Source organism: Nonomuraea sp. NPDC001699 (assembly GCF_053596455.1).
Genome location: NZ_JBSFGF010000032.1, coordinates 1 through 22,509 on the forward strand (window position 1 = coordinate 1; position 22,509 = coordinate 22,509).

Annotated in this window: 27 protein-coding genes and 2 pseudogenes; 20 read left to right on the forward strand and 9 right to left on the reverse strand. The window is 73.7% G+C overall.

Annotation, left to right across the window (positions count from 1 at the left end; genetic code table 11):
- Window positions 1-116 precede the first annotated feature (116 nt).
- From ACWCSU_RS47315 to ACWCSU_RS47330, 4 genes are all read left to right on the forward strand, one after another.
- Window positions 117-1,865 carry a CBM35 domain-containing protein gene (locus tag ACWCSU_RS47315; protein ID WP_357705672.1) on the forward strand — a complete coding sequence of 583 codons (1,749 nt, stop codon included), beginning with the start codon at window positions 117-119 and terminating at the stop codon, window positions 1,863-1,865.
- Between the two features lie 111 nt (window positions 1,866-1,976).
- Complete coding sequence (locus ACWCSU_RS47320; RefSeq protein WP_449942978.1) at window positions 1,977-2,519, forward strand: cysteine hydrolase family protein; 543 nt, start codon at window positions 1,977-1,979, stop codon at window positions 2,517-2,519.
- Between the two features lie 80 nt (window positions 2,520-2,599).
- Entirely contained in the window at window positions 2,600-3,058 is a 459-nt protein-coding gene (locus ACWCSU_RS47325) for a hypothetical protein (protein ID WP_449942980.1), read from the forward strand.
- A 7-nt stretch (window positions 3,059-3,065) separates the two neighbouring features.
- Entirely contained in the window at window positions 3,066-3,719 is a 654-nt protein-coding gene (locus ACWCSU_RS47330) for an MFS transporter (protein WP_449942983.1), read from the forward strand.
- Between the two features lie 18 nt (window positions 3,720-3,737).
- Here the strand turns inward: ACWCSU_RS47330 and ACWCSU_RS47335 are convergent, their stop codons facing one another.
- The gene (locus tag ACWCSU_RS47335; RefSeq protein WP_449942986.1) at window positions 3,738-4,583 is read right to left on the reverse strand and encodes an alpha/beta fold hydrolase; all 846 of its coding nucleotides are present in this window, start codon (window positions 4,581-4,583) and stop codon (window positions 3,738-3,740) included.
- Between the two features lie 67 nt (window positions 4,584-4,650).
- On the opposite strand from ACWCSU_RS47335, the gene ACWCSU_RS47340 reads away from it, so the two are divergent.
- Window positions 4,651-5,265, forward strand: coding sequence for a helix-turn-helix domain-containing protein (locus ACWCSU_RS47340; RefSeq protein WP_449942989.1), 615 nt, complete (start codon window positions 4,651-4,653; stop codon window positions 5,263-5,265).
- Between the two features lie 13 nt (window positions 5,266-5,278).
- Here the strand turns inward: ACWCSU_RS47340 and ACWCSU_RS47345 are convergent, their stop codons facing one another.
- On the reverse strand, window positions 5,279-6,130 hold the full coding sequence (locus ACWCSU_RS47345; RefSeq protein ID WP_449942992.1) for an MEDS domain-containing protein: 852 nt from the start codon (window positions 6,128-6,130) through the stop codon (window positions 5,279-5,281).
- Between the two features lie 156 nt (window positions 6,131-6,286).
- On the opposite strand from ACWCSU_RS47345, the gene ACWCSU_RS47350 reads away from it, so the two are divergent.
- Together ACWCSU_RS47350 and ACWCSU_RS47355 are read left to right on the forward strand one after the other, a co-directional pair.
- Window positions 6,287-6,703 (forward strand): ATP-binding protein, encoded by a 417-nt coding sequence (locus tag ACWCSU_RS47350; protein ID WP_449942995.1) that lies wholly within the window; start codon window positions 6,287-6,289, stop codon window positions 6,701-6,703.
- Between the two features lie 12 nt (window positions 6,704-6,715).
- Window positions 6,716-6,994 (forward strand): annotated as a pseudogene (locus ACWCSU_RS47355) (alpha/beta fold hydrolase); the annotation flags it as partial.
- A 49-nt stretch (window positions 6,995-7,043) separates the two neighbouring features.
- Here ACWCSU_RS47355 and ACWCSU_RS47360 read toward each other — a convergent pair.
- A pseudogene (locus ACWCSU_RS47360) lies at window positions 7,044-7,160 on the reverse strand (hypothetical protein); the annotation flags it as partial.
- A gap of 62 nt (window positions 7,161-7,222) precedes the next feature.
- On the opposite strand from ACWCSU_RS47360, the gene ACWCSU_RS47365 reads away from it, so the two are divergent.
- Window positions 7,223-7,825 carry a hypothetical protein gene (locus ACWCSU_RS47365; protein ID WP_449942997.1) on the forward strand — a complete coding sequence of 201 codons (603 nt, stop codon included), beginning with the start codon at window positions 7,223-7,225 and terminating at the stop codon, window positions 7,823-7,825.
- Window positions 7,826-7,878: 53 nt separating this feature from the next.
- Window positions 7,879-8,412 (forward strand): GNAT family N-acetyltransferase, encoded by a 534-nt coding sequence (locus ACWCSU_RS47370; RefSeq protein WP_357705663.1) that lies wholly within the window; start codon window positions 7,879-7,881, stop codon window positions 8,410-8,412.
- A 16-nt stretch (window positions 8,413-8,428) separates the two neighbouring features.
- Here ACWCSU_RS47370 and ACWCSU_RS47375 read toward each other — a convergent pair whose 3' ends face one another.
- Entirely contained in the window at window positions 8,429-9,850 is a 1,422-nt protein-coding gene (locus tag ACWCSU_RS47375; RefSeq protein ID WP_357705662.1) for a PI-PLC domain-containing protein, read from the reverse strand.
- Window positions 9,851-9,931: 81 nt separating this feature from the next.
- Window positions 9,932-10,453: a snapalysin family zinc-dependent metalloprotease gene (locus tag ACWCSU_RS47380; RefSeq protein ID WP_449943001.1), complete on the reverse strand. Its 522-nt coding sequence runs from the start codon at window positions 10,451-10,453 to the stop codon at window positions 9,932-9,934.
- A 188-nt stretch (window positions 10,454-10,641) separates the two neighbouring features.
- On the opposite strand from ACWCSU_RS47380, the gene ACWCSU_RS47385 reads away from it, so the two are divergent.
- Window positions 10,642-11,898 (forward strand): cation:proton antiporter, encoded by a 1,257-nt coding sequence (locus ACWCSU_RS47385; RefSeq protein ID WP_449943003.1) that lies wholly within the window; start codon window positions 10,642-10,644, stop codon window positions 11,896-11,898.
- A 143-nt stretch (window positions 11,899-12,041) separates the two neighbouring features.
- Window positions 12,042-12,797 carry a ZIP family metal transporter gene (locus tag ACWCSU_RS47390; RefSeq protein WP_357705659.1) on the forward strand — a complete coding sequence of 252 codons (756 nt, stop codon included), beginning with the start codon at window positions 12,042-12,044 and terminating at the stop codon, window positions 12,795-12,797.
- A gap of 15 nt (window positions 12,798-12,812) precedes the next feature.
- Here the strand turns inward: ACWCSU_RS47390 and ACWCSU_RS47395 are convergent, their stop codons facing one another.
- Window positions 12,813-13,412 carry a helix-turn-helix domain-containing protein gene (locus ACWCSU_RS47395; protein ID WP_449943006.1) on the reverse strand — a complete coding sequence of 200 codons (600 nt, stop codon included), beginning with the start codon at window positions 13,410-13,412 and terminating at the stop codon, window positions 12,813-12,815.
- Between the two features lie 117 nt (window positions 13,413-13,529).
- Between ACWCSU_RS47395 and ACWCSU_RS47400 the strand changes: the two genes are divergently transcribed.
- Window positions 13,530-14,366 carry an EamA family transporter gene (locus tag ACWCSU_RS47400; RefSeq protein WP_449943008.1) on the forward strand — a complete coding sequence of 279 codons (837 nt, stop codon included), beginning with the start codon at window positions 13,530-13,532 and terminating at the stop codon, window positions 14,364-14,366.
- 26 nt (window positions 14,367-14,392) lie between these two features.
- Here ACWCSU_RS47400 and ACWCSU_RS47405 read toward each other — a convergent pair whose 3' ends face one another.
- Window positions 14,393-15,133 (reverse strand): hypothetical protein, encoded by a 741-nt coding sequence (locus ACWCSU_RS47405; protein ID WP_397045467.1) that lies wholly within the window; start codon window positions 15,131-15,133, stop codon window positions 14,393-14,395.
- Window positions 15,130-15,834, reverse strand: coding sequence for an ABC transporter ATP-binding protein (locus ACWCSU_RS47410; protein ID WP_449943011.1), 705 nt, complete (start codon window positions 15,832-15,834; stop codon window positions 15,130-15,132). The genes ACWCSU_RS47405 and ACWCSU_RS47410 overlap by 4 nt, the downstream gene beginning before the upstream one ends.
- Before the next feature lie 87 nt (window positions 15,835-15,921).
- Between ACWCSU_RS47410 and ACWCSU_RS47415 the strand changes: the two genes are divergently transcribed.
- The 5 genes from ACWCSU_RS47415 to ACWCSU_RS47435 are packed head-to-tail and all read left to right on the forward strand — an operon-like array spanning window position 15,922 to window position 20,089.
- Window positions 15,922-17,025 carry a sensor histidine kinase gene (locus tag ACWCSU_RS47415; RefSeq protein WP_449943014.1) on the forward strand — a complete coding sequence of 368 codons (1,104 nt, stop codon included), beginning with the start codon at window positions 15,922-15,924 and terminating at the stop codon, window positions 17,023-17,025.
- Window positions 17,022-17,651, forward strand: a complete 630-nt coding sequence (locus ACWCSU_RS47420; RefSeq protein ID WP_357705653.1) for a response regulator transcription factor — start codon at window positions 17,022-17,024, stop codon at window positions 17,649-17,651. The genes ACWCSU_RS47415 and ACWCSU_RS47420 overlap by 4 nt, the downstream gene beginning before the upstream one ends.
- 50 nt (window positions 17,652-17,701) lie before the next feature.
- The gene (locus tag ACWCSU_RS47425) at window positions 17,702-18,208 is read left to right on the forward strand and encodes a PadR family transcriptional regulator (RefSeq protein ID WP_397045461.1); all 507 of its coding nucleotides are present in this window, start codon (window positions 17,702-17,704) and stop codon (window positions 18,206-18,208) included.
- A complete protein-coding gene (locus tag ACWCSU_RS47430; RefSeq protein WP_357705651.1) occupies window positions 18,201-18,866 on the forward strand; it encodes an ABC transporter ATP-binding protein in 666 nt (221 codons plus the stop codon). Before ACWCSU_RS47425 ends, ACWCSU_RS47430 begins: the two co-directional genes overlap by 8 nt.
- Entirely contained in the window at window positions 18,863-20,089 is a 1,227-nt protein-coding gene (locus tag ACWCSU_RS47435; RefSeq protein WP_449943018.1) for a hypothetical protein, read from the forward strand. The genes ACWCSU_RS47430 and ACWCSU_RS47435 overlap by 4 nt, the downstream gene beginning before the upstream one ends.
- Before the next feature lie 5 nt (window positions 20,090-20,094).
- On the opposite strand, the gene ACWCSU_RS47440 is transcribed toward ACWCSU_RS47435, so the two are convergent.
- A complete protein-coding gene (locus tag ACWCSU_RS47440; RefSeq protein ID WP_357705649.1) occupies window positions 20,095-20,619 on the reverse strand; it encodes a GyrI-like domain-containing protein in 525 nt (174 codons plus the stop codon).
- Window positions 20,620-20,779: 160 nt separating this feature from the next.
- Between ACWCSU_RS47440 and ACWCSU_RS47445 the strand changes: the two genes are divergently transcribed.
- From ACWCSU_RS47445 to ACWCSU_RS47455, 3 genes are all read left to right on the forward strand, one after another.
- Window positions 20,780-21,178 (forward strand): hypothetical protein, encoded by a 399-nt coding sequence (locus ACWCSU_RS47445; protein ID WP_357705648.1) that lies wholly within the window; start codon window positions 20,780-20,782, stop codon window positions 21,176-21,178.
- 36 nt (window positions 21,179-21,214) lie between these two features.
- Window positions 21,215-21,760: a GNAT family N-acetyltransferase gene (locus ACWCSU_RS47450; RefSeq protein WP_449943022.1), complete on the forward strand. Its 546-nt coding sequence runs from the start codon at window positions 21,215-21,217 to the stop codon at window positions 21,758-21,760.
- Window positions 21,761-21,858: 98 nt separating this feature from the next.
- Window positions 21,859-22,356: a hypothetical protein gene (locus tag ACWCSU_RS47455; RefSeq protein WP_449943025.1), complete on the forward strand. Its 498-nt coding sequence runs from the start codon at window positions 21,859-21,861 to the stop codon at window positions 22,354-22,356.
- Window positions 22,357-22,509: the final 153 nt, after the last annotated feature.

Consider the following 22,509-nt stretch of genomic DNA (forward strand, 5'->3'; position numbering starts at 1 on the left):
AAGGTGCCGAACGCCGCCGCCATCTGGTTCGGCTCGACCAACTCCGACAACAACGGCGACGGCACCGCCGACACGATCCGCCGCTCCGCCATCCAATAGCCCCCGAGGGAGTGACCGTGCTCGCAACCCGCTTACGCACCCTCGTCCCGATCGCCGCCGCGTGCCTGGCCGTCTCCGCGCTCGTCGCGCTGCCGGCCCGCGCCGCGACCGTGCGCTACGAGGCCGAGAACGCCACCAACGTCCAGGGCGCCGTCGAGGCGAACCACGCCGGGTTCTCCGGCACCGGCTTCGTCAACAGCGACAACACGGCCGGCCCGTACACGGAGTGGACCGTCAACGCCCCGGCGGCCGGCACCGCCACCCTGGCCATCAGGTACGCCAACGGCACCGGCTCGGCCCGGACCTCCGACGTCTCCGTCAACGGCACGGTCGTGTCGGCCGGGCGCTCGTTCGGCGCGACGGCGAACTGGGACACCTGGGCGACCTCCACCCTCACCGCCACCCTGCACCAGGGCGACAACAAGATCCGCGTCACCGCCGCCTCCGCGGGCGGCAACCCCAACCTCGACTTCCTGGAGGCCACCACCGCCGACGCCCCGGCCACCGAATACCAGGCCGAGGCCGCGACGCTGACCCAGGCGAGCGTCGCCACCAACCACACCGGCTACACCGGCACCGGATTCGTCGACTACGTCAACGCCGCCGGCGGCTCCGTCGAGTGGTCGGTCAACGTCGCCGAGGCCGGCAGCCACACGCTGACCTTCCGCTACGCCAACGGCACCGCCGTCGCCCGCCCGATGGACATCGCCGTCAACGGCGTCACCGCGGTGACCGGCCTGGCCTTCCCCGGCACCGGAAGCTGGGACACCTGGGCCGACGCCCGCGCCACCGTGACGCTGAACGCCGGCGTCAACACCGTCCGCGCGACCGGGACCGGCGCCGACGGCGGCCCGAACGTGGACAGGCTGTCGGTCAGCGGCTCCGGCGGCCCCGACGGCCAGGCGCCCACCGTGCCCGCGGGCCCGCGGGTGACCGGCGCCTCGGCCGCCAGCATCTCCCTGGCCTGGACCGACTCCACCGACAACGTGGGCGTCACCGGCTACCGCGTCTACGAGGGCACCGCCGTGGTGGCGACCTCGCCCACCGCGAGCGCCACGGTGGCGGGGCTGACCTCCGGGTCCACGCACACGTACACGGTCACGGCGGTGGACGCGGCGGGCAACGAGTCCGCGCACAGCGCCGCGGTCACCGGCACCGCGACCGGCGGCACCGGCGGTCCCACCGCCGACCAGCTCCTCGCCAAGGTCACCACGTGCGCCCAGATCTCCAACGGCAAGTACAAGACCGACTCCGACGTCTCCTCGGGGACCGTCCCGGTGTGCGGCAAGACCGGCGGCGTGTTCTGGAAGGGCGACCTGGACATCGACTGCGACGGCGTCCGCACCACGCAGTGCAACGAGAACACCGACTGCTGCTTCCAGGCCGACACGTTCTGCCACACCACGTCCGACACGCCGCTGAACGCGGCACAGCTGGCGTACATGGTGGTGCCGAGCCCCAGCTCGATCTGGGACTACCGGACCAAGGGCATCGGCTGCGGGACGGTGGTGGCCGTCATTTACAACGGCCAGGTGGAGTACGCGGTCATGGGCGACACGGGCCCGTCGGGGATCATCGGCGAGGCCTCCTACCGCACCGCCGCCGACCTGGGCATCAACCCCGACCCGAGCAACGGCGGCACCGACTCCGGCGTCACGTACATCGTGTTCACCGGCTCGGGGACGAAGGTCTCGGCCATCGAGAACCACAACCAGGCCGTGACGCTGGGCAGGACCCTCGCCCAGCAGTTCGTCGACAACAACTGACCACCCCGTGAGCGTGCCGGGGGCCGCCGGTTGGCCCCCGGCACGGGATCGGGGGTGTCTGCCCCGATTTGTCCTGGATAAAACGGCAGCCCCCTGGACAGGACAGGGGTTATGGCAAGATCTGCGCTGGTCGTCATCGACATGCTGAACCCGTACGAGCACCAGGACGCCGAGCAGCTCGCGCGGCAGGTGGAGCCGATCGTCGAACCGCTGGCGGAGCTGGTCGCGCGGGCCAGCGAGCGGGACGACGTCGAGCTCGTGTACGTCAATGACAACTACGGCGACTTCGCCGCCGACCGGCGGGAGATCGAGGAGCGGGCGATGAAGGGCCGGCGGCCCGACCTGGTGCGGCCGGTCCTGCCGCCGCCGGGGTGCGCGTTCCTGCCCAAGGTGCGGCACAGCGCCTTCTTCGGCACGTCCCTGGAGTACCTGCTGTCCCAGAGCCGGGCGGAGCGGGTCGTCCTGGCGGGGCAGGTGACGGAGCAGTGCGTGCTGTACAGCGCGCTGGACGCGTACGTGCGGCACTACGAGCTGACCGTGCCGCCCGACTGCGTGGCGTCCATCCACCCGGATCTCGGGCAGGCGGCGCTGCGCATGATGGAACGCAACATGTCGGCCCGGCTCGCCCCGTCCGGCGACTGCTTCCCCGCGTGAGCCCTTGACCGCATTCCAGGGGACTACCTAGAGTCGGTAACTGTTGTTCTTCCTTTTATCAGTTACCGAATGGAGTCGGCGTGAAGACCCTCAGGCCGGAGCCGTCCTTCGCCGGATGGCCGACGGTCCGGTACGTCGGCGCGGCGACGCTGGTCCGATGCGTGGACGGCGGCGCCACCGTGTGCCTGATCCTGCTCGCGATCCAGCGTCTCCCCCAGGGCGCCGCGGCCGGCGGCCTGTTCGTGGCCCTGCTGACCGTGCCCCATCTGCTCGGCCCCTGGCTGGCGCGCCGGCTGGACGGGGCCGCCGACGGGCGGCGGCTGCTGGCGGGGGCCTTCGCGCTGCACGGAGCGGCGCTGGCGGCCGGCGCGGCGCTCATGGGGGTCGCACCGTTGCCCGTGGTGGGCGCGCTGCTCCTGGTCGCCGGGGCCGGCGGCCCGATGGTGACGGGCGGGCTGAGCAGCCGCCTGCCGGAGATCGCCGCCCGCGGGCGGATGGCGCGGGGACGGGCCGAAGGCTGGGACGGCTCGGCGGGGTGAAGGGGCCATGACGGTGCGGCAGGCCCTGGGGCTCATGGTCACGGTCGGGCCGCTGCGGCGGGTGCTGGTCGCCACGCTGCTCACCGCCGTCACCGCCGGTGGGCTGACCGTGGTCGCGGTCGAGTTCGGCGCCCGGCTCGGCCACGGCGCGACGGCTGGCGCGGCTCTGGCGGCGGTGTACGGGCTGGGCAATCTCGCGGGCTCGCTGGCGGTGACGGCGTTCCCGTTGCGCGGGGAGCCGGAGCGGCTGACGGTCCGGCACGTGGTGATCCTGGCCGTCGCCCTGGCCCTGTGCGCGTTCTCGCCCGTCTATCCGGTGGCCGTGGCGGCGTTCGGGCTGGCCGGGTTCGCCAACGCGCCGCTGTTCGCGGCCAGCCTGGCGGCACGGTCGGCGTACTCGCCGCCGCGGGCGCGGGCGCAGGTCTTCGTGTCGGTGGTGGGGCTCAAGATGGGGCTGTCCTCGGTGGGGGCGGCCGCGGCCGGTGCGGCGCTCGTCCTGGGGCCGCGGGCGCTGCTGGCCGCGGGGGCGGCGCTCGTGCTGCTCGCCGCCCTGGTGGCCGTGGCGGACCGCCGCCTCACCACCTCCTCCGCACGCCCTCGTCCGGAACGACCCGGTACGGTCCCCGTCCCGGCCGAGGCGGCCTGCGAGGACCGGACGTGACCACCGATGCGCCACCGATCAGGACGCGTGGTGGAGGAGGCGGGCCGCGCGGTCGGCGACGAGGTGCGGCTGCTCGGCCTGGACCAGATGCCCCGCGGAGACGTCCTCGTGGCGCCCGTCGGGCAGGCTCTCGGCGTAACGGCGCTGGTGCTCGCGGTTGGCGGCGTGCTGACGCTCCCGCCCACGGGCGGCGCGGGTCACCGACAACACGATCGCCGGGCATTCGGGGAGCCGCGGCGGCCGGGCCCGGAACTCCGGGATCGCGGCGGCCACGGCCCGGACCTCGCTGCGGGTCTGGGCGACCCCGGCCGGGGTGAAGTCCTCGGCGAGCATGGTCCGGTAAGTGTCTGCGGGGAACAACCGCCGGACGTTCCCGCTGAACAACCGCGCCAGGGGACGGAACCGGCTGAGCGCCTGCGACACCGCCAGCATGCGGTCGACCTGCTCGGTGGTCCGGTCCCAGGTGTCGTACACCGGCGAGGTCTCCGGCAGGACGTCGGCCAGCAGCAGCCCCCGCAGCCGGGGCCCGAGCCGCTCGGCGGCCCGGCGGGCGACCAGCCCGCCCATGCTGTGCGCGACCAGCACGAACTCCTCCGGCACGACGGCCTCGGTCATCGCGACCAGGTCGGCGGCCAGGTCGTCGATGCCGAGCGGCCCTCCGGCGGGGCCGCTGCGCGCGCGCCCGGCGCGGTCGTAGGTCACCAGCCGCGCCCTGGACGCCAGCAGCGGCGTCACCGCGTCCCAGCAGGTGCGCCCGCAGCCGCCGCCCGCCTCGAAGACCACCCATGAGGGCCCGTCGCCGGACTCCTCGACGTAGACGTGCCGTCCGTTCACCGGCACCATCCGCCCCCGCACGTCTCGCATGCGTCCTCCTCCGCCGTCCGAACGTTTTCATTTTGGATAACGGTATCTCATATGAAATCGTTGGGCCATGGATCCTGTCGAGCAGTTGCTGCATCCCGTACGGCTGCGCATCGTGCACGCCGTGTCCGCCGCGGGCACGATGACGATCGCGCAGCTCTGCGCCCGCATGCCGGAGGTTCCGAAGATCACCGTCTACCGCCAGGTCGCCCACCTCACCGAGGGCGGCTTCCTGGAGGTCGAGGGCGAGCAGCGCGTACGCGGCGCCACCGAGCGCCGCTACCGGCTGCGCCAGGACCGTCCCGCGATCGACGCCGGCGCCGCCGCCGCGATGTCGCTCGACGACCACCGCAGGGGGTTCGCCGCCGCCATGGCCGTCCTGATCGCCGAGTTCGACGCCTACCTGCGCCGCGAGGGCGCCGACCCGGTCGCCGACTCGGTCTCCTACCGGCAGGGCACGCTGTGGCTCAGCCCCGACGAGCTCGCCGCGATGCTGACCGACCTGCTGGCGGTCCTGGGCGGCCGCCTGGGCAACACCCCGGCCCCCGGCCGCGCCCCCTACCTGCTCAGCGCGATCCTGTTCCCCTCCGGCGCCCCGCCTTCCGACCCGCCTGCCGACCCGCCTTCCGACCCGCCTTCCGACCCGCCTTCCGGCCCGCCTGCGCCGCACGAGACCGGCCGGTAGCCCGCCCCGAGCGTCAGGGCGTCCGGGCGGGAAGGACCTCGATGGCGGCGAGCCGGTCGATCCTGAGCAGCGACAGCCGGGTGACCTGGCTGGAGGTGGCGCGGATGGTGAGCGGCCGGGAACGGTCGGCGGCGGCCAGGTCGGCCAGGTCGGCCAGCGCCCGGACGCCGAGGAAGGACATAGCGCTGATGTCCACGACGTGGTGGCCGGGGTCGAACGAGGACAGCAGCGCGTTCCAGGCCAGGGCGTTGGACCGGTCGGCCTCGCCGGAGAAGGCCAGCCCGTCGCCGTCGGCGGTGGCGCGGTGGCCGAAGCGGGCCGCCTCGGCGATCGCCGGATGCGCCTGGCAGGCGCGGAAGACGTGCCCGGAGGTGAAGACGCGGGTGTCGTACGCGCACAGGGCGGTCAGCGTCCCCAGGGTGAACAGGGTGTTGGCGGCGGCCTCGAACGCGACGAGCGCGTCGATGTCCACGGCGTCCACGGCGTCCGCACGGCCCGCGGGGCATGCCCACGCCATGTCGACGGCCACCCACAGGCCCGGGTAGCCGGCGGCGGTCGCGGCCAGGGCGGCGTCCCGGTAGGCGGCGTGCAGGCGGCCGGCGTCGAACCCGCCGCCGGCGTGTCGCGCCTGGACGGTGTCCATGACGTGCAGGTGCCCCTCGTGGAGCGCGCGCCGCAGCGGCGGGGACGCGCCGAGCCGGTCGCCGAGCGAGCCGCGCAGCCGGGGCGAGGGGAAGATCATCACCTGGGCCCCTCCCGCGACGCCGACGTGCGCGAACTCGGCGGCGGCCGACAGGAAGGCGTCGTCGGAGCCGAAGCGCGCTCCGAGGTGGTCGCCCGTGTGCACTGGCGGCAGAATCGCCATCGTGCTGCCTCCCATGCCCGGTTGCCCTTCATCCTAGGCAGGCGCGGCACGTCCACCGGAGGGCTTTCGAGGATTTTGCGGCCGAATGTCGTATCAAGGTGCTTAGGATTTGCTCACTGAGGGATGAGCGGCCACGGGACGAATCAGGTGGTGACCATGGGCGAGTCGTTCGGACTGCACGTGCCGATCGGTACGAACCTGGCTCTGCTGCGTGGCCTGATCAGCGCCTTCGCGCTGGAGGCGGGGCTCGACGGGCAGCGGGTGGAAGGGCTGGTCCTGGCGGTCAGCGAGGCGGCCAGCAACGTCCTGGAGCACGCCCGGGCGCCCGGCACGGTGAGCGCCCGCAACGACCCCGACGGCGTGACGGTGCACGTCGTGGACGAGAGCGGCACCCTGACGGACGCCCACCTCAACCGCGTCCCGCCGTGGCCGCCGCAGCGCGGCATGGGCCTGTGGATGATGCAGCGCGTGTGCGACCGGGTCACGCTCGACCATCCGGACGGCCGTTCCCGGCTGGAACTGTTCATGAGCCGCGCCCCCGCGAACACGGACGAGGAGACCACGCACCCCTAGTACGGTGGCCGGATGTATCCCGCCATCGAACCTTATGATCATGGTCTGCTCGACGTCGGTGACGGTCACCTCGTCTACTGGGAGGCGTGCGGCAACCCCGAGGGCAAGACCGCGCTGGTCGTCCACGGCGGCCCCGGCTCGAACTGCACCCCGGGCCAGCGGCGCGGCTTCGACCCGGACCGGTACCGCGTGATCCTGTTCGACCAGCGCAACTGCGGGCGCAGCCGGCCGCACGCCGCCGACCCGGCCGCCGACCTGTCGGCGAACACGACCCACCACCTGGTGGCCGACAGTGGTAGTGGATCAGGCCGGGGTTGGTGCCGGCCCGCTCGGCCACGGCCCGCGTGGTGACGGCGGGCCATCCGTGCTCCCCCAGCAACACGATCCCGGTCTCCACCAGCTGCTCGCGACGGCGGTCGCCACGCGGGGAATGTGGCCGATCGGCCAAGTTGGTCACACGGCCAAGTCAGCACGGAAATTCGCGTGCGCCACGGGCGGTCGCCGGTGTTGCATGTCCGGATGATCGACGAACCCCTGGACCGCCTCCGCGCCGCCGCACGACGTACCCGCGAACTGGCCCTGGAACGGGGGGCCACCGGCGTGGGCCACGAGGACGCCGACGACGACGCCGGCACGATCGGCACCGACGGCGCCCTCGGCTTCGACCCGTTCCCGCTGCTGGAAGCCCTCCACCGGCACGGCGTCCGGGCCGTGGTGATCGGGCAGGTCGCCGGCATCATGCACGGGTCCGCCGAGCTGACCGGCGACCTCGACCTGCTCTGGGACGGCGTCCCGGCCCACGCCCCGGCCCTGGCCGGCGCCTTCGCCTCCGCCGGCGCCCGGCTCGGCGACGAGACGGGCCGCCCTCTGGCCGCGCACCCGGACTCCCTCCTGCGCCCGAAGGTGCGCTTCACCTCGCCCGGGGCCGGCGGCGACTGCTGCACCCCCGCGCTCCCCTGGGGAGGGTTCCGGGTCCGCGACTGCCTGGACCGCGCGGTGACCGCGACCGGCCCGGACGGCCTGGAGGTCCACTACGTCTCGCGGGACGACCTGATCGGGATGCGCCGCGCCCTGGGCCGCCCGAAGGACCTGCGCCGGGCGGCCGAACTGGAGGCCCGGTGACCGGCGGAAAACCAGTCGTGAAAAGGGGCGGCGGTCGAGTAGCTTCGCCGTTCATGACCATGACCCCGACGCTGCGCACCGAACGGCTGCTGCTGGAGCCGTACGTCCCCGAGGACGAGGAAGCCTTCGTCGCCCTGTTCCAGAATCCGCAGGTCACGCGCTGGATGGGGGACGGCACCGCCACCGAGGCCGAAGACCGCGCGCTGTTCGGCCGGATCTTCAGCAAGGTCTACGCCCAGGACCTGTTCGCCGTGTGGGCCGTACGCCGGGACGGCGCGCTGATCGGCCACGCCGAGATCAAGGCGACCGACACGGTGGCGGGCCACGAGCTCGTCTACGCGCTCACCCCCGAGGTGTGGGGCGCGGGCCTGGGCCGGGAGCTGGCCGAGGCGATCGTCGCCCACGGCTTCGACGCCCTCGACCTGACGGAGGTGCACGCCACCGTGGCGCCGGCCAACCTCGCCTCGCTGGCCGTGCTGCGCAGGATCGGCTTCGAGCACGTACGCGACATCGCCGAGGACGACGGCGGCAGCACCCACGTGCTGACCCGCCGCCGTCCGGCCGATCAGCCGGTCCCGGCGTCGTAGGAGACCCGCCCGCCGGTCATTCGACGGCGCCCGCCCGCGTGAGCAGGTCCTGGTACCAGGCGTCGTAGGGACGGTTGGCCGCCGGGTAGTTCGCCGGCGGATCGGTGGCCTGGCCGGCCGAGTCGAAGTCCCAGCCGCGCACGAGCCGTCCCGCCTGCCGCGCCTGGATGATGAACGCCGACTGCCCGGCGGGCGCCGCGTAGAACAGCGCGTCCTGCCGCAGCTCCGCGCTGTTCCCCTGCTGGAACTCGGTGAAGGCGACCTGCTGGGGGCGGATGCGGTCGCCGGTGAACGCGTCGGTGTCCACCCGCAGGGTGCCGGACGGGGTCGGGCCGTCGGCGCCGGTCCACACGTGCACGCGGGGAGCCGTGCCGGCCGAGGTGGTCTTGTCGTGGCGGGCGTCGGAGGTCCTGGCGTTGCCGGTCCAGGCGACGCTCGACGCGGCGGCGTCCAGCGTGCCGGTCCACTCCCAGTTCTGGTTGTTGCTCTGGCTGCGGTGGATCTCGCGGAGCCGGGTCCCACCGGCGTCGGTGAAACGGACCGTGGGCAGGACGCCGTTGTCGTACTGACGGCTGGCGGACCAGGTGATCTCGCCGTCGGCGTCCAGGCGTCCCACGTGGTACCAGAGCGTGGCGGCATTCTGGGACTGGTGGACCTCGACCAGGTCGCCGTTGTCGTTGAGGGCGACGGCGGGGGTCACGCCGGTGTCGTACCGGCCGTGGCGCAGCCAGGTCACGCGGCCGTCGGCGCCGTACCTGCCGGTCCAGTACCACAGCGCCCCGGAACCGGAGTCGTGCACCTCCACGACCTGGCCGCGGTTGTTGGCCGCGACGGCCGGGTTGGCGCCGACGTCGCGCTTGTACTGGGTGCGGGTCCCGCCGTCGCCGGAGATCACCGCGAGCACGCGGCCGCGCAGCGCGTCCACGGTCGGCGGGACGGCCGGGTAGTCCTCGGCCCGGAGCAGCCGCGGCCCGAAGGCGGAGACGAGCTTCTGGTTGAGCGCGGTCAGGTTGCCGGCGGCGTGGGAGGGGTTGTCGGTCAGGTCGTCCTTGAGGTCGAGGGCGACGACGACGGGGGCGGCCGCGGGATGCGCCGCCGACCAGTCGCCGATCACCGCGAGCCAGTCGCCGAGCAGGTTGGAGGCCGGGTTGCCCGCGTGGTCGACCTCGTCGCCGGGCGCGTCGTGGCCGACGGAGTAGTCGCGGGCGGTGGCGTACCCGTTGTCGTGGACGTCGAGCTCGACGAAGCGGACGCCGTGGTCGAGCTGGTAGGCGATCGAGTTCCGGGCGCCGGCGATGTTGCCCGAGTAGCTGTTGTGCGTGGCGCGGAAGACCGCCGAGGGTAACGGGACGTCCGCCGCCGCCTCGGCCGATCCGCCGGCCGTCAGGACCGAGGCGACGGCGGCGAGGACTGACAGGACGGCTGTCGAACGGGGCATGCGTGGATCCTCACGTCGGGGGTGTCTCGCGGAACGACGCCGTCCCGCCACCCGGACCGGGGGCGGGACGGCGGGGCGGGGTCAGCGGTCCTCGTGCACGCGGCCGAACTCCACCGCCGGGGCGCTGCCGGCGAAGTTGCGGTCCACCTCGGCCCGTTCGGCCGGGCTGGGGGTGGCGTTCGTGCAGCTCACGGGGGCGCTGGAGCCTGACATCAGGTCGCTGCACAGCCCGGTGCGGCGGTCCGGCAGGCCGAGGATGTGGCCGATCTCGTGCGTGGCGATCCGGAGCGGGAAGTAGCCCTGGTTGACCGCCTGGCGGCCCATCCAGATGGTGCCGCGGCCGAGGCCGGTGGGCAGCGTCCTGGGCCAGCCGTCGTCGGCCAGGACCACGAAGCTGGCGGGCGAGCCCTGCATGAGCCGGACGTTGACCACGTTCGCGTTCCAGACCTGGGCCGCCTGGTTCACCACGTTGACGAACTCCGCCGACCGGGAGGCGTCGTACCGCACGACCCGGACCAGCACGGCGGCCTGGGCCGGGGAGGTGAGCAGCAGGAAGGAGAGGGTGAGGACGACGGAGAGCGTGGCACGGAGAGACCTTGACACGGATCCTCCTCATGGAGTTGGGGGGCCATGTCACGGTATGCAGGAATTCAGGGGTTAGAAAAGTAGCAATTAGTGCATATTGCCGCCATATGACAATGGCGGCAATAGCTTCCCGTTGCGGGCGATACTGAGCGGTTTGGACGCAAAAAGCAAGATTGTCGTGAGTTGCGCAGGGCAGTGGGGCCGGGATGTCCACCCCCGATCTCGTCCTGGCCCTCGGCGGCGCCGCCGCGCTGCTCGCCGCCGTCCTGCCCGGCCTGCTCGCCCGCCGGGCCTTCTCCCCTCCCCTGCTCTACCTGCTCGGCGGCATGGGGCTGTACCTGCTGCCGATCGGTCTGCCCGAGCCCGACCCCGTCGCCCACCGGGCGGCCGTCGAGCACATCACCGAGATCTGCGTGCTGGTCTCGCTCATGGGCGCGGGGCTGGCGCTCAACCGGAGGATCGGGTTACGGAGCTGGTCGACGACCTGGCGGCTGCTCGGCTGGGCGATGCCGCTGACCGTCGCCGGGGTCACGGCCGCGGCGACCGGCGTGCTGGGCTGGCCGGTCGCCGCGGCGCTGCTGCTCGGGGCCGTGCTCGCGCCCACCGATCCGGTGCTCGCCTCCGACGTCAGCGTGGGCGAGCCGGCCGACGCCGAGAACGCCGACGACGAGGTGCGCTTCGCCCTCACCTCGGAGGCGGGCCTGAACGACGGGCTGGCCTTCCCCATCGTGTACGCCGCCATCGCCCTGGCCACCGCCGGCGGGCTCGGCTGGACGGGCGAGTGGGCGCTGACGGACGTGCTCTACCGGATCGTCGCCGGGGTCGTCTGCGGCCTGCTGATCGGCCGCCTGCTCGGCCGGCTGTTCTTCCACTCCCCCGCCGAGGAGCTGCGCCTGGCCGAGCGCCGCGACGGCTTCGTGGCCCTGGGCGCCACCCTGCTCGCCTACGGGGTCACCGAGCTGGCCGGCGGCTACGGCTTCATCGCCGTCTTCGTCGCCGCCTGCGCCATCCGCCGGGTCGAGCACGGCCACGGCTACAACAACGTCCTGCACGGCTTCGTCGAGCAGCTCGAACGGCTCTTCACCTCCTGGCTGCTGCTCCTGCTCGGCGGTTTCGTCGCCACCGGCGGCCTGGCCCCGCTCACCTGGCGCGGCGCCCTCGTCGGCCTGCTGCTGGTCCTGGTCATCCGCCCGCTGTCGGGCCGGCTCGCCCAGATCCGCGGCCGGGCCGGGCCCCGGGAGCGCCGGGTCATCTCCCTGTTCGGGATCCGGGGGGTGGGGTCGCTGTTCTACCTGGCGTACGCGCTGGGTCACGCCGACTTCGGCGTGCCGCCCGAGGAGCTGTGGGCGGTGACGGCCTTCACCGTGGTGCTCTCGGTCGTCCTGCACGGCATCACCGCCACCCCGGCCATGGCCCGCCTCGACGCCCTCCGCGAGCGGGTGACGCCCCGCGCGCGGAGGTAGGACGCGGCCTCGCGGAGAGGGGGCCGCGAGGCCGCGTCACCGTACGCCTGCCGCAGGACGGACGCCCACCCGGGACGGGTGGCGAACGGGACCTGGACGAGAGAACCTGGGGCGCGGACGAGCGCGCGAGACGGGTGGTGCACATGCCTGAGTGGCTGGAAGCGGGAACATGGGGGCTGGTCGCCGGGGCCGCGCTGGTCCTGGGCGCGGCCGTGGCGATGCTGGTACGGGTCCCGGCGCGGATGATCGCCACCATCATGGCCTTCGGCGCCGGGGTGCTGATCTCGGCGCTCTCCTTCGAGCTGCTGGACGAGGCCGAACGGTCGGGCGGCCTGCTGCCCACGGCCGTCGGCTTCCTCGCGGGGGCCTGCGCGTACGTGGCGGCCAACGCGATGCTGGCGCGGCACGGAGCCCGGCACCGCAAACGCTCCGGCGACCAGCAGCCCAGCGAGGCCGACGCGCAGGGCAGCGGCGCCGCCATAGCCGTCGGCGCGCTGCTCGACGGCATCCCCGAGTCGGTGGTGCTCGGGCTGTCCCTGCTGCACGGCGGCGAGATCGGCCTCGCCGTCGTGGCGGCGGTGTTCGTCTCCAACGTTCCGGAGGGCCTGTCCAGCGCCGCCGGCATGAGACGGGCCGGGCGCGGCCCCGCGTACGTGTTCGGCGTCTGGGGCGGCATCGCCGTGGTCAGCGGCCTGGCGGCCCTGGCCGGCTACCTGACCCTGCGGACGGCCTCCCCCGAGGCCATCGCCCTCATCACCGCGATCGCGGCCGGCGCCATCCTGGCCATGGTGGCCGACACCATGATCCCGGAGGCGTTCGAGCAGGCGCACGTCCTGACCGGGCTGATCACCACCGTCGGCTTCCTGTCGGCGTTCGCCATCGAGCGGCTGGCGGCCTGACGGCCGCCCATCAGGTCAGGGAGCGGCGGCCGATCCGAGCGCCCACGGGCCGGGAGGCAGCTGGACCGTCATGATCATGGAGCAGGCGCCGGTGCCCGCGCCCCGGTAGCCGTGCGGGGCGTCGCCGTCGAAGGTGGCGGTCTGGCCCGCCTCGACGGAGTGCTCGACGCCGTCGAGGATCAGCGTCATCCGCCCGGACACGACGCTGAGGGTCTCCACGACCCCGGCCTGGTGGGGCTGGCTGGGGTACTCCTCGCCGGGTTCCAGCCGCCAGCGCCAGACCTCGACCGGAACCGGGCCCGCGGTGGTCAGCATGAGCGTGGCCTGACCGCCCCGCGGCCCGGTCCACAGAGGGGTGACGTCGTCGGCGGCCACGATGCGCAGCCGACCCTCGGGCGGCCCCTGCATCAGCGCCGACACCGGGACGCCGAGGGTGTCGGCCAGCCGCACCAGGGTGGCCAGGTTGGGGTTGCCCTGCGCCCTCTCCAGCGCCACCAGGGCGCCCTTGCTGACCTGGGCGCGCCGGCCGAGCTCCTCCAGCGACAGGCCCGCGCGGGTGCGGGCGGCCCTGACGTTGTGGGCGACCGTTCGCAGGGCTTGGGCCGGCTCGGCCATCTGTTCACCTTCCCTCGCAGGCAGACCAGTGCAATGTACTGCGCGGTCGGTCCGTTGGCATGTCGCGGTCATTCTACTGTACTGTTTGGTCGTTCCGCTGAAGGCACGGGAGGTGTCGTGATCGCTCTGCTGCTGGCTCTGGGCAGCTCGCTCGCCTACGGCTGCGCCGACTTCCTCGGCGGCCTGGGCGCCCGCAGGGCCCATGTGCTGCGTACCGTGATGGTCGCGGCCCCGGCCAGCCTCGTGGTCGAGCTGCTTCTGTGGCCGATGCTCGGCGCGTCGTTCAGCCCGGCGGCGCTCGGCTGGGGCGCGGCCTCGGGGGTGGCCTCGGCCGCCGTGTTCGCCCTGCTCTACCGCACCCTGGCGATCGGCCCGATGAACGTGCTGTCGCCGGTGACCGCGCTGGTCTCGGCCGCGCTGCCGGTCGCCGTGGGCCTGCTCCAGGGCGAGCACCTGTCCGCCGCCGGGCTGGTGGGGCTGCCGCTCGCGCTGGTGGCGGTCGTGCTCGTCAGCGCCGGTCACGGCGGGGGCTCGGCGCGTCCGTCGCGCACGGCGCTGCTGCTGGCGTTCGGCGCGGGGTCGGCGATCGCGCTCCAGCTCGTCTTCCTGCACCAGGCGCCGTCCGACAGCGGGGTGGCGCCGCTGATCGTCGGCCGCGCGGTCTCCTCGGCGGTCACCCTGACCGCGGCCGGGCTGCTGCGCCGCCGGCTGGGCTCCGAGCGGCCCGCGTACGCGCTGTCGGCCACCGCGGGCGTGCTGGACTCGGTGGCGAACCTGCTGTTCCTGCTCGCCTCCCGCAGCGGCGACCTGGCCGTCGTGGCCGTGATCACCGCCCTCTACCCGGCCGGCACGGTCCTGCTCGCCCGCGGTGTGCTGGCCGAACGCATCCACCGCGGCCAGCTCGTCGGCCTGGGCGCCGCCGCCGTCGCGGTCGGCCTCCTCGCCCTGCCCTGAGCAGGGCGCCCGGCCGTTCGCGGGCGTCAGGAGCGCGAGTTGACGACCACGGCGACGGCCAGCGGGACCACCGCCCACCCGGCCAACACGGCGAACGCCGCCCACGTCGGCATGACGTCCGGCACCTGCTCGATCAGCTGGAGAGCCGGGAAGGCGGGCAGGACCCGGTTGACCACCTCGCCGCCCGGCAGCATGCGGGCGACGAACGGCAGCACCAGGACGATCGCCACCAGCGCCGCCGTCGCCACGGCGCCGTTGCGCAGGATCGCGCCGAGTGCCAGCCCGAGCAGCGTGGTCACCACGATCATCAGAGTGCCGCCGGCGACGATCGTCCACGAGCCGGCGGGCAGCCACGACGGGTGGAACCCGGCGGCGACGGACCGCCCGTAGAGATAGCCGGGCACCGCGATGAGCAGCGAGCCGGCGACCGCGACGCCGCCCAGCACGACCGCCTTGGCCGCCAGCACCCGGCCTCTCGACGGCATCGCCACGAACGTGACGTCGATCATGCCGGACGCGCGCTCGCCGCTGACGGTCATCGCGCCCAGCATGCCGAGCGGAAGCTGGGCCAGGACCACCCCCACGTACACGGCGACCACGACCCCCATGGCCGCCTGGTCGGCCGTACGGCCGGGGTCCCAGCGCGAGATGACGGTGCCGGCGCCGAGCACGGTGAGCGCGAGCGACACCAGCACCCCGACGCCGAGCGCCCACCAGGTCGAGCGCAGGGTCCGCAACTTGATCCACTCGGCCGCGACGGCGTTCACCGCTCGCTCCTTCCGACGAGTTCCATGAACGCCTCCTCCAGCGAGACCCCCGGCCCGGCCAGCTCGCCGAGCCCGGCGTCGGCACGCAGCCTGCCCCCGGCCAGGACGATCAGGTGGTCGGCCGTGACCGCCATCTCGCTGATGAGATGGCTGGACACGAGCACGGTGCGGCCCTCGGCGGCCAGCGACCTGAGCAGGCCGCGCATCCAGCGGATGCCCTCGGGGTCGAGCCCGTTGGCGGGCTCGTCCAGCACCAGCACCTCGGGGTCGCCGAGCAGCGCCGCGGCCAGGCCGAGCCGCTGCTTCATGCCCAGTGAGAACCCGCCGACGCGCCTGCCGCCCATCCCGCCGAGCCCCACGAGCTCCAGCAGGGGGCCGATGCGGGCGCGGGCCAGGCCGTTGGAGCGGGCCAGCCACCACAGGTGCTGTTCGGCGCGCCTGCCCCCCTGCACCGCCGACGCGTCCAGCAGCGCGCCGACCCGGGTGAGGGGGCGGTCCAGGTCCCGGTAGGGCAGGCCGTTCACGGTGGCCCGTCCGGCGGTGGGCTGTTCGAGGCCGAGGAGCACGCGCATGGTCGTGGTCTTGCCCGCGCCGTTGGGGCCGAGGAAGCCGGTGACGCGGCCGGGCCGGACCGTGAAGGTGACGTCGTCCACCGCCAGGGTCCGCCCGAAGCGTTTGGTGAGTCCGTTGACTTCGATCATGCCCTTCACCCTTCACGGCCGCCCGTCCGGCGCGCATCGGTCCTGAGACCGATACGGACGGCGGGGGCGCCGGGCTAGGTTCGTACCGTGCGCCAACAGATCCGTCCTCCTCTGCTGAGCCGGGTGCCGGCCTGGGGCTGGATTTCCGTCGACACCGCCGTCGCGCTGATCGTCACGCTCGCCTACGCCGGGCTCACCTGGTCGCGGAACCCGTCCGAGCCGGGCGTGCCGGACCTCGTGGCGGCGCTGGCGGCGGGCCTTCCCGTGGCGGTCAGGCGGTTGTGGCCGGGGCCGGTGTTCGTGGTCGTCCTGCTGGGCGGGCTCGGCATGCGGGAGTTCCTGCTTCCCCACGCCGAGCTGCTCTGCCTGCCGCTCGCGCTGTACACGCTGGCCACGCGGAACAGGGCCGTGCTGCCGCTGCTGGTGGCGTGCGCGGTCGCCGTGCAGGGCGTGGCGGTGGTCCCGCTGACGGACGCGGTCCGCGACCGGCTCGGGCTGGCGCTGGCGATCCTGCTCGCCGCCTGGGCCGCCGGCACGGCCGTACGCCAGCGCAACCTCTACACCGGGCAGCTCGCCGCGCAGGCGGAGGAGCGGGCCCGCGCCGAGGCCGTGGCGGAGCGGCTGCGGATCGCCAGGGAGCTGCACGACGTCATCGGCCACAGCCTCAGCACGATCGCCGTGCAGGCGGGCGTGGCGGGGCACCTGGGCGAGGCGGAGGAGATGGGCCGCACGCTGGCCTCGATCGAGGAGACCAGCAGGTCGGCCCTGCGGGAGACCAGGCAGCTGCTCGGCGTGCTGCGCGAGGACGGCGAGGCCGAGCTCGCGCCCGCTCCCGGCCTGGCCGACCTGGGCACGCTCGTCGCGCGGACCAGGGCGGCGGGCCTGGAGGTGGAGTTGTCCATCGACGGCGCCGTGGACGGGGAGATGGAGCCGACGGTGTACCGGATCGTCCAGGAGGCGCTGACCAACGTGCTCAAGCACGCCGGCGCCCGGCACGCCGTCGTCCGCGTCGAGCGCCGGGCGGACGAGCTGACCGTGGAGGTCACCGACGACGGCACGCGCGGCCGGGCGCGCCCCGACGGGCACGGCCTGACCGGGTTGCGCGAGCGGGTGCGCGTCTTCGGCGGCGAGTTCGAGGCGGGCGCCCGTCCCGTGCGCGGTTTCCGGGTGCGGGCGAGGCTGCCGCTGTGATCAGGGTTCTGGTGGCCGACGACCAGGTGCTCATCCGGGCGAGCTTCCGGCGGCTGGTCGACTCCGCGCCGGGGTTCCGGGCGGTCGGCGAGGCCGCGACGGGCACGCAGGCGGTGACGGCGGCCGCCCGCGAACGTCCCGACCTGGTCCTGATGGACGTGCGCATGCCGGAGATGGACGGCATCGAGGCCACCCGCCGCATCTGCGCGGACCTGCCGGAGACCCGCGTGCTCATCGTGACCACCTTCGACCTCGACGAGTACGTCTACGGCGCGCTGCGCGCGGGCGCGGCGGGCTTCCTGCTCAAGGACACGCCCCCGGCCGAGCTGATCAGGAGCATGGCCGTCGTCGCGTCCGGCGAGTCGCTGCTGGCGCCGAGCGCGACCCGGCGGCTGGTCGAGCGCCACGTGCGTCCGCCGTCGACGGCGGACGGCCTGGACGTCACCGAACGCGAGCGCGAGGTCCTCGTCCTGGTGGCCAGGGGCCTGTCGAACGCGGAGATCGCCGCCACCCTGTTCGTCAGCATGAGCACGGTCAAGACGCACGTCAGCAGCCTGCTGACCAAACTCGGCGCCCGTACCCGCGTGCATCTGGTCATCGCCGCCTACGAGGCGCGGCTCGTCTGAGGGCGCCGTTCCCGGCCGCGCGACTATTCATTGAATGTATAGTCGTGATCATGTCAACCGGCCACGTGCTGCTCGGCTTCCTCGCCGAGCGGCCGAAACACGGATATGAGCTCAAGAAGGAGCACGACCACCGTCTCGCCGGCGCCAGACCCCTGGCGTACGGGCAGGTCTACGCCACCCTGCAACGCCTGGAACGCGACGGGCTGGCGGAGGTGGCCGAGACCCGGCAGGAGGGCGGCCCCGAACGCACCCTGTACACGATCACCGACTCCGGCCGGGCGGAGCTGGACCGGTGGCTGAACACCGTCGAACCGTCGGCGCCGTACGTCGCCGGCCCGCTGTTCGCCCGGGTCGCCGTCGCGGGGAAGGCCGCCGACGGCTATCTCGTGCGGCAACGCGAGGCGCACCTGGCCCGCATGCGGGAGCTGACCGCCGAGAAGGCGTCCGGCGGGCCCGCCCAGGTGCTGGCGGCCGACTACGCGCTCCAGCACCTGGACGCGGACCTGCGCTGGATCGAGACCGCGCTCGCGCGGATGAAGGAGGACCACGATGCTTGAGGCCAGGGGCCTGAGCAAGCTGTTCGGCGGCGCCAGGGCGCTGAACGGCGTCTCCCTGGAGATCGCGGAGGGCGAGGTCGTCGCGATCACGGGGCCGAGCGGCGCGGGCAAGTCGACGTTGCTGCACTGCCTGGCCGGGGTCGTCCGGCCGGAGTCCGGCGAGGTCGTCCTCGACGGCCGGCGCATCGACACCCTGCCCGAGGACGACCTGACCAGGTTACGACGCGAGAGCTTCGGGATCGTCTTCCAGTTCGGCGAGCTGGTGCCCGAGCTGACCGCGGCGGAGAACGTCGCGCTGCCGCTGCTGTTCAACCGGCACGGCAGGCAGGAGGCGATGACCGCCGCGGCCGAGTGGCTGGCCCGGCTGGAGGTGTCCGACTGCGCCGGGCAGCGCACCGGCGAGCTGTCCGGAGGGCAGCGGCAGCGGGTCGCCATCGCGCGGGCGCTGGTGACCGGCCCGCGCGTGGTCTTCGCCGACGAGCCCACCGGGGCCCTGGACACGCTCGGCGGCGAGCAGGTGATGGGCGCGCTGCTCGGCGCGGCCCGCGCCGGCCGGGCCGCGGTCGTCCTGGTCACCCACGACAACCGGGTGGCCGCCTACGCCGACCGCGAGATCCCCCTGCGCGACGGAGCGGTGCTGGAAGGGGTGGAACGATGATCGCCGTACTGCTGATGTTGAACAGGGGCCGCTCGCGGGCCGAGCGCGTACGCGCCTGGCTGGTGGGGACGGGCGCGGCGGTGGCGACGTTCCTGGTCTGCACGGCCGTCAGCCTGGCCGACGTCGAGGACGAGGGCGGCTCGCTGACGGGGCTCGCACTGGCCCTGCTGGCGGTGCCCGTCGCCGGCCTGGTCCACCAGGCCAACCGGCTGGCCTCGGCCACCAGGGAACGACGGCTGGCCGCCCTGCGGCTGGCGGGCGCGACACCGGGCGACGTACGGCGGCTGGGCGCCCTGGAGGGCGGCCTGCTGACCCTGGCCGGGTCGCTGGCGGGCGGCGCACTTTACGTGGTCACCCACCTCGGCGGCCCGCTGCCGCAGGTGCCGGTGGTCGTGGCCCTGGTGACGTACGGCGGGGTCGTGTCGGGGGCGCGCGCCGGGCGGGACGTCGTCGTCTCCCCGTTGGGAGTGACCCGCCGGGCGCGCGTGCGGGGGCCGCGCGTGCGGGACCTGCTCCTCCTCGCGGCAGGCGTCGGCCTCTACGTTCTCGGGGCTTGGCTGAAGGGCCGCTTCCCCTTGGCCGGTCCGTACGGGTCCGTGCTGGCCATGACGGCCGGGCTGGTCATGATGCTGTTCGGGCTGACCCTGGCCACGACCTGGCTGATCGGGATGTCGGCCCGCCGGACCGGCCGGCGGGCCCGGTCGCCGGAGGCGTTGCTGGCCGCGCGGCTGGTCGAGGCCGACCCCCGGGCGTGGGCCAGGGCCCTGTCCGTGGTGAGCCTCACGGTGTTCTTCGGCGCGGCGGTCGGGGCCCAGCAGGCCCCCGTCGGCTACTCCCAGGCCCACGCCCTGGTGGACATCGCGCTCCTGCTGGCCCTGACGACCTCGGCGGTCGCGCTGGTGGTGCACCAGGCGGAGGAGCTGATCGACCTGCGCCGCTCGCTGGCCGCGCTGTCCGCCGCCGGGGTGCCGGAACGGGCGCTGGGCGGGGTGCTCGTGCGGCAGGCGGTCGTCGCGGCGCTGCCGGTCTGCGTGGTGGCGGCCGTCTCGGGGGTCGCCGTGGTGGTCCTGACCGTGGTGGACGTCTACCCCGTCGAGGCGCTGGCGTGGGCGATCACCAGGGCGGTCCTCATGGCGGGCGTCGGGGTGCTGGCCGCCGTGGTCGTCGCCCTGGCGGCCCGTCCCCTGCTGCGCGGCGCGCTGCGTCCCGAGGCGCGGGCGTGATCCGGCTACGCTGACGGGCGGCGGGCGACCGGCTGTCTGAGCAGCGTCCTGGGGGCGGGGTCGGTGAAGTCGGTCAGGTAGATCTCGTGGTGCGGCCCGTTGGGCTCCAGACCGTGCTCGGCCATGAACGCCTCCATCACCTCCAGCGACCTCTTCTCCTCGCTGTAGGGCCCCTCGTGCAGCAGCTCCACGCACTCGCCCTCGGTGAAGGTGACGACCACGACCCGGTCCACGGCCGCCCCGGACGCCCGCGTCCGTTCACGCGCCGCCTCGGCCGCCCCGGGTTCGGGCGTCTCGGGCAACGGCAGCAGCAGATGCCAGCGCCACCGGTCGCGGGGAGTCTCCAGCGGCGGCAGCGAGGTGTCCTCCACCCACCACCGCCCCTCCAGCGGTCCGGCGGGGCCGCCCATGGCGGAGGCCACGGCGTACAGGGCGCCGATGGCCGAGACGTGCTCGGCGCCGCCGGGCTCTCCCATGCCCGTGACGTTGAGACAGGTGACGGGGGCGCAGTGGATCAGTCGCGGGGTCATCGATTCTCCGGGTAGATCTCGGGGGAATCCCCCTAGCGTGGGGTCTCCCCATGGGGGAGAGTCCAGTCAGCGACGGCGGGGTGCGCAGAGTGCTCCTGCCCCCGATCGCCTCCGCGCGCCGTCCGACCGGCTCCACCCCCACAGATCCGGAGGATGTCCCATGACCACGCCGAACTCTCCGGCCGCACTCCCCGGCCTGCACACGGCCAAGGTCCTGATATCCGCCTACGCCGCGCTCAGCCTGCTGACCGTCGTGGCGATCGCCGTCTTCTCCGCCGTCGCGCCGTCGCTGGTCACCCCCGAGGCATGGGGGCGCGGCGTCATCGTGGCGGCGACGTCCGTCCTCACCTTCGCCTTCGCCCGCCGGGCCCAGAGCGGGGGCGACCGGGCGCTCCTGCGCCTGCGCATCGTGCTCGTCGTGATCCTCGTCGCGGTGGTGGGCGTGCTGCTGTTCCTGCCGCTGCCGAGCTGGATGGTCGCCGAGCAGGGCGTCTGCGGGGTGCTGCTGCTCGCCGCGGCGGTGCTCGCCTTCCGTGCCGTCCCGCCCGCCGGCGACTGAGAGCGCGGGTCACATCCAGCGCATAGTGTCACGATCATGACGATCGAACTGCGTGCCGCCCTTGAGGACGACCTGGCGTTCCTGACCCGGCTGATCGGCGACCCGGAGAGCAGCGGCGAGTACCAGTGGTACGGCTGGCAGGACCCCCACCGCCTGCGCCGCCGCTGGGACGACAACGGGCTGCTCGGCGACGACGGCGGCATCCTCGTGATCGCCTCCGGCCATGAGCGGGCGGGGCTCGTGTCGTGGCGCAGGCAGCTCACCTCCCGGGTGTCGTACTGCTGGGAGATGGGCCTGATCGTGGCGCCCGGCTTCCGCGGCAAGGGGCACGGGACGCGGGCGCAGCGACTGCTGGTGCGCTACCTGTTCGACCACTCGCCGGTGAACCGGGTGCAGGCGACCACCGAGCTGGGCAACGTGGCCGAGCAGCGGGCGCTGGAGAAGGCCGGGTTCACCCGCGAAGGCGTGCTGCGCGGGTGCGGCTTCCGCGCGGGCGAGTGGCGCGACGGCGTGATGTACGGCATCGTCCGCGCCGACCTGGACGGGAACCGGGAGGCCACCGCCCCGGACGGCGGCGCCTGACCGGCGTCCGCCGGGCAGAGATCAACACGGGCTCAACAGATCTTCAACACCGGTGCTCCTACGTTGCGATCACAAGATCTCGCGACAAGGGGGAGCACATGCGCAAGCTTCACGCCCTGGTGGTGGCCGCGATCGTGGCCGGCGGCGTCCTGACCGCGGCCTCGCCCGCCGGCGCGTCCGCGCAGGACGCCCGGCAGGCGACACGGACGCAGGCCGCCGGGCCGATCAACTACTCGTGCGGCGCACGGCTGCGGGTGAGCCGGGACGTGGGCAGGAACACCTGGCACCGCATGACGAAGGCGAAGGGCCGCCGCGGCATGGTCTACCTGTACGAGGCCGACGGCATCTACCGCGGCCGGAACGTGTGGTGGGCATGGGGCACCAGCCTGCGCTCCGGCGACCGGATCTCCATCGACTGGACCGACGACGGGGGCCGCACCTACCACGCCTGCCACGCGGTGGTCAGGGGCGGCGGACGCCGCAGCGTCACGTCGTACGCGGTGGACGCCCCGACCGGCCGCAAGTTCCGCGCCTGCGTGAAGGCCGCGGGCAAGTGGTCGTGCACCCGCGGCTGGTGGGAGATCAGGTACTCCTGACCGGCCGGTGCGCCGGGCAGGGCGTGCGAGCTGCGGCGATACGACCCTGACTGCTTGACATACCAGACAACGGGCACATAGTGTCCCGTCAATCGGCAGGCACAGACGAAGACATCCCTGTCAGTGGTCTTCGTCTGTGCCTTTGTCGTATCC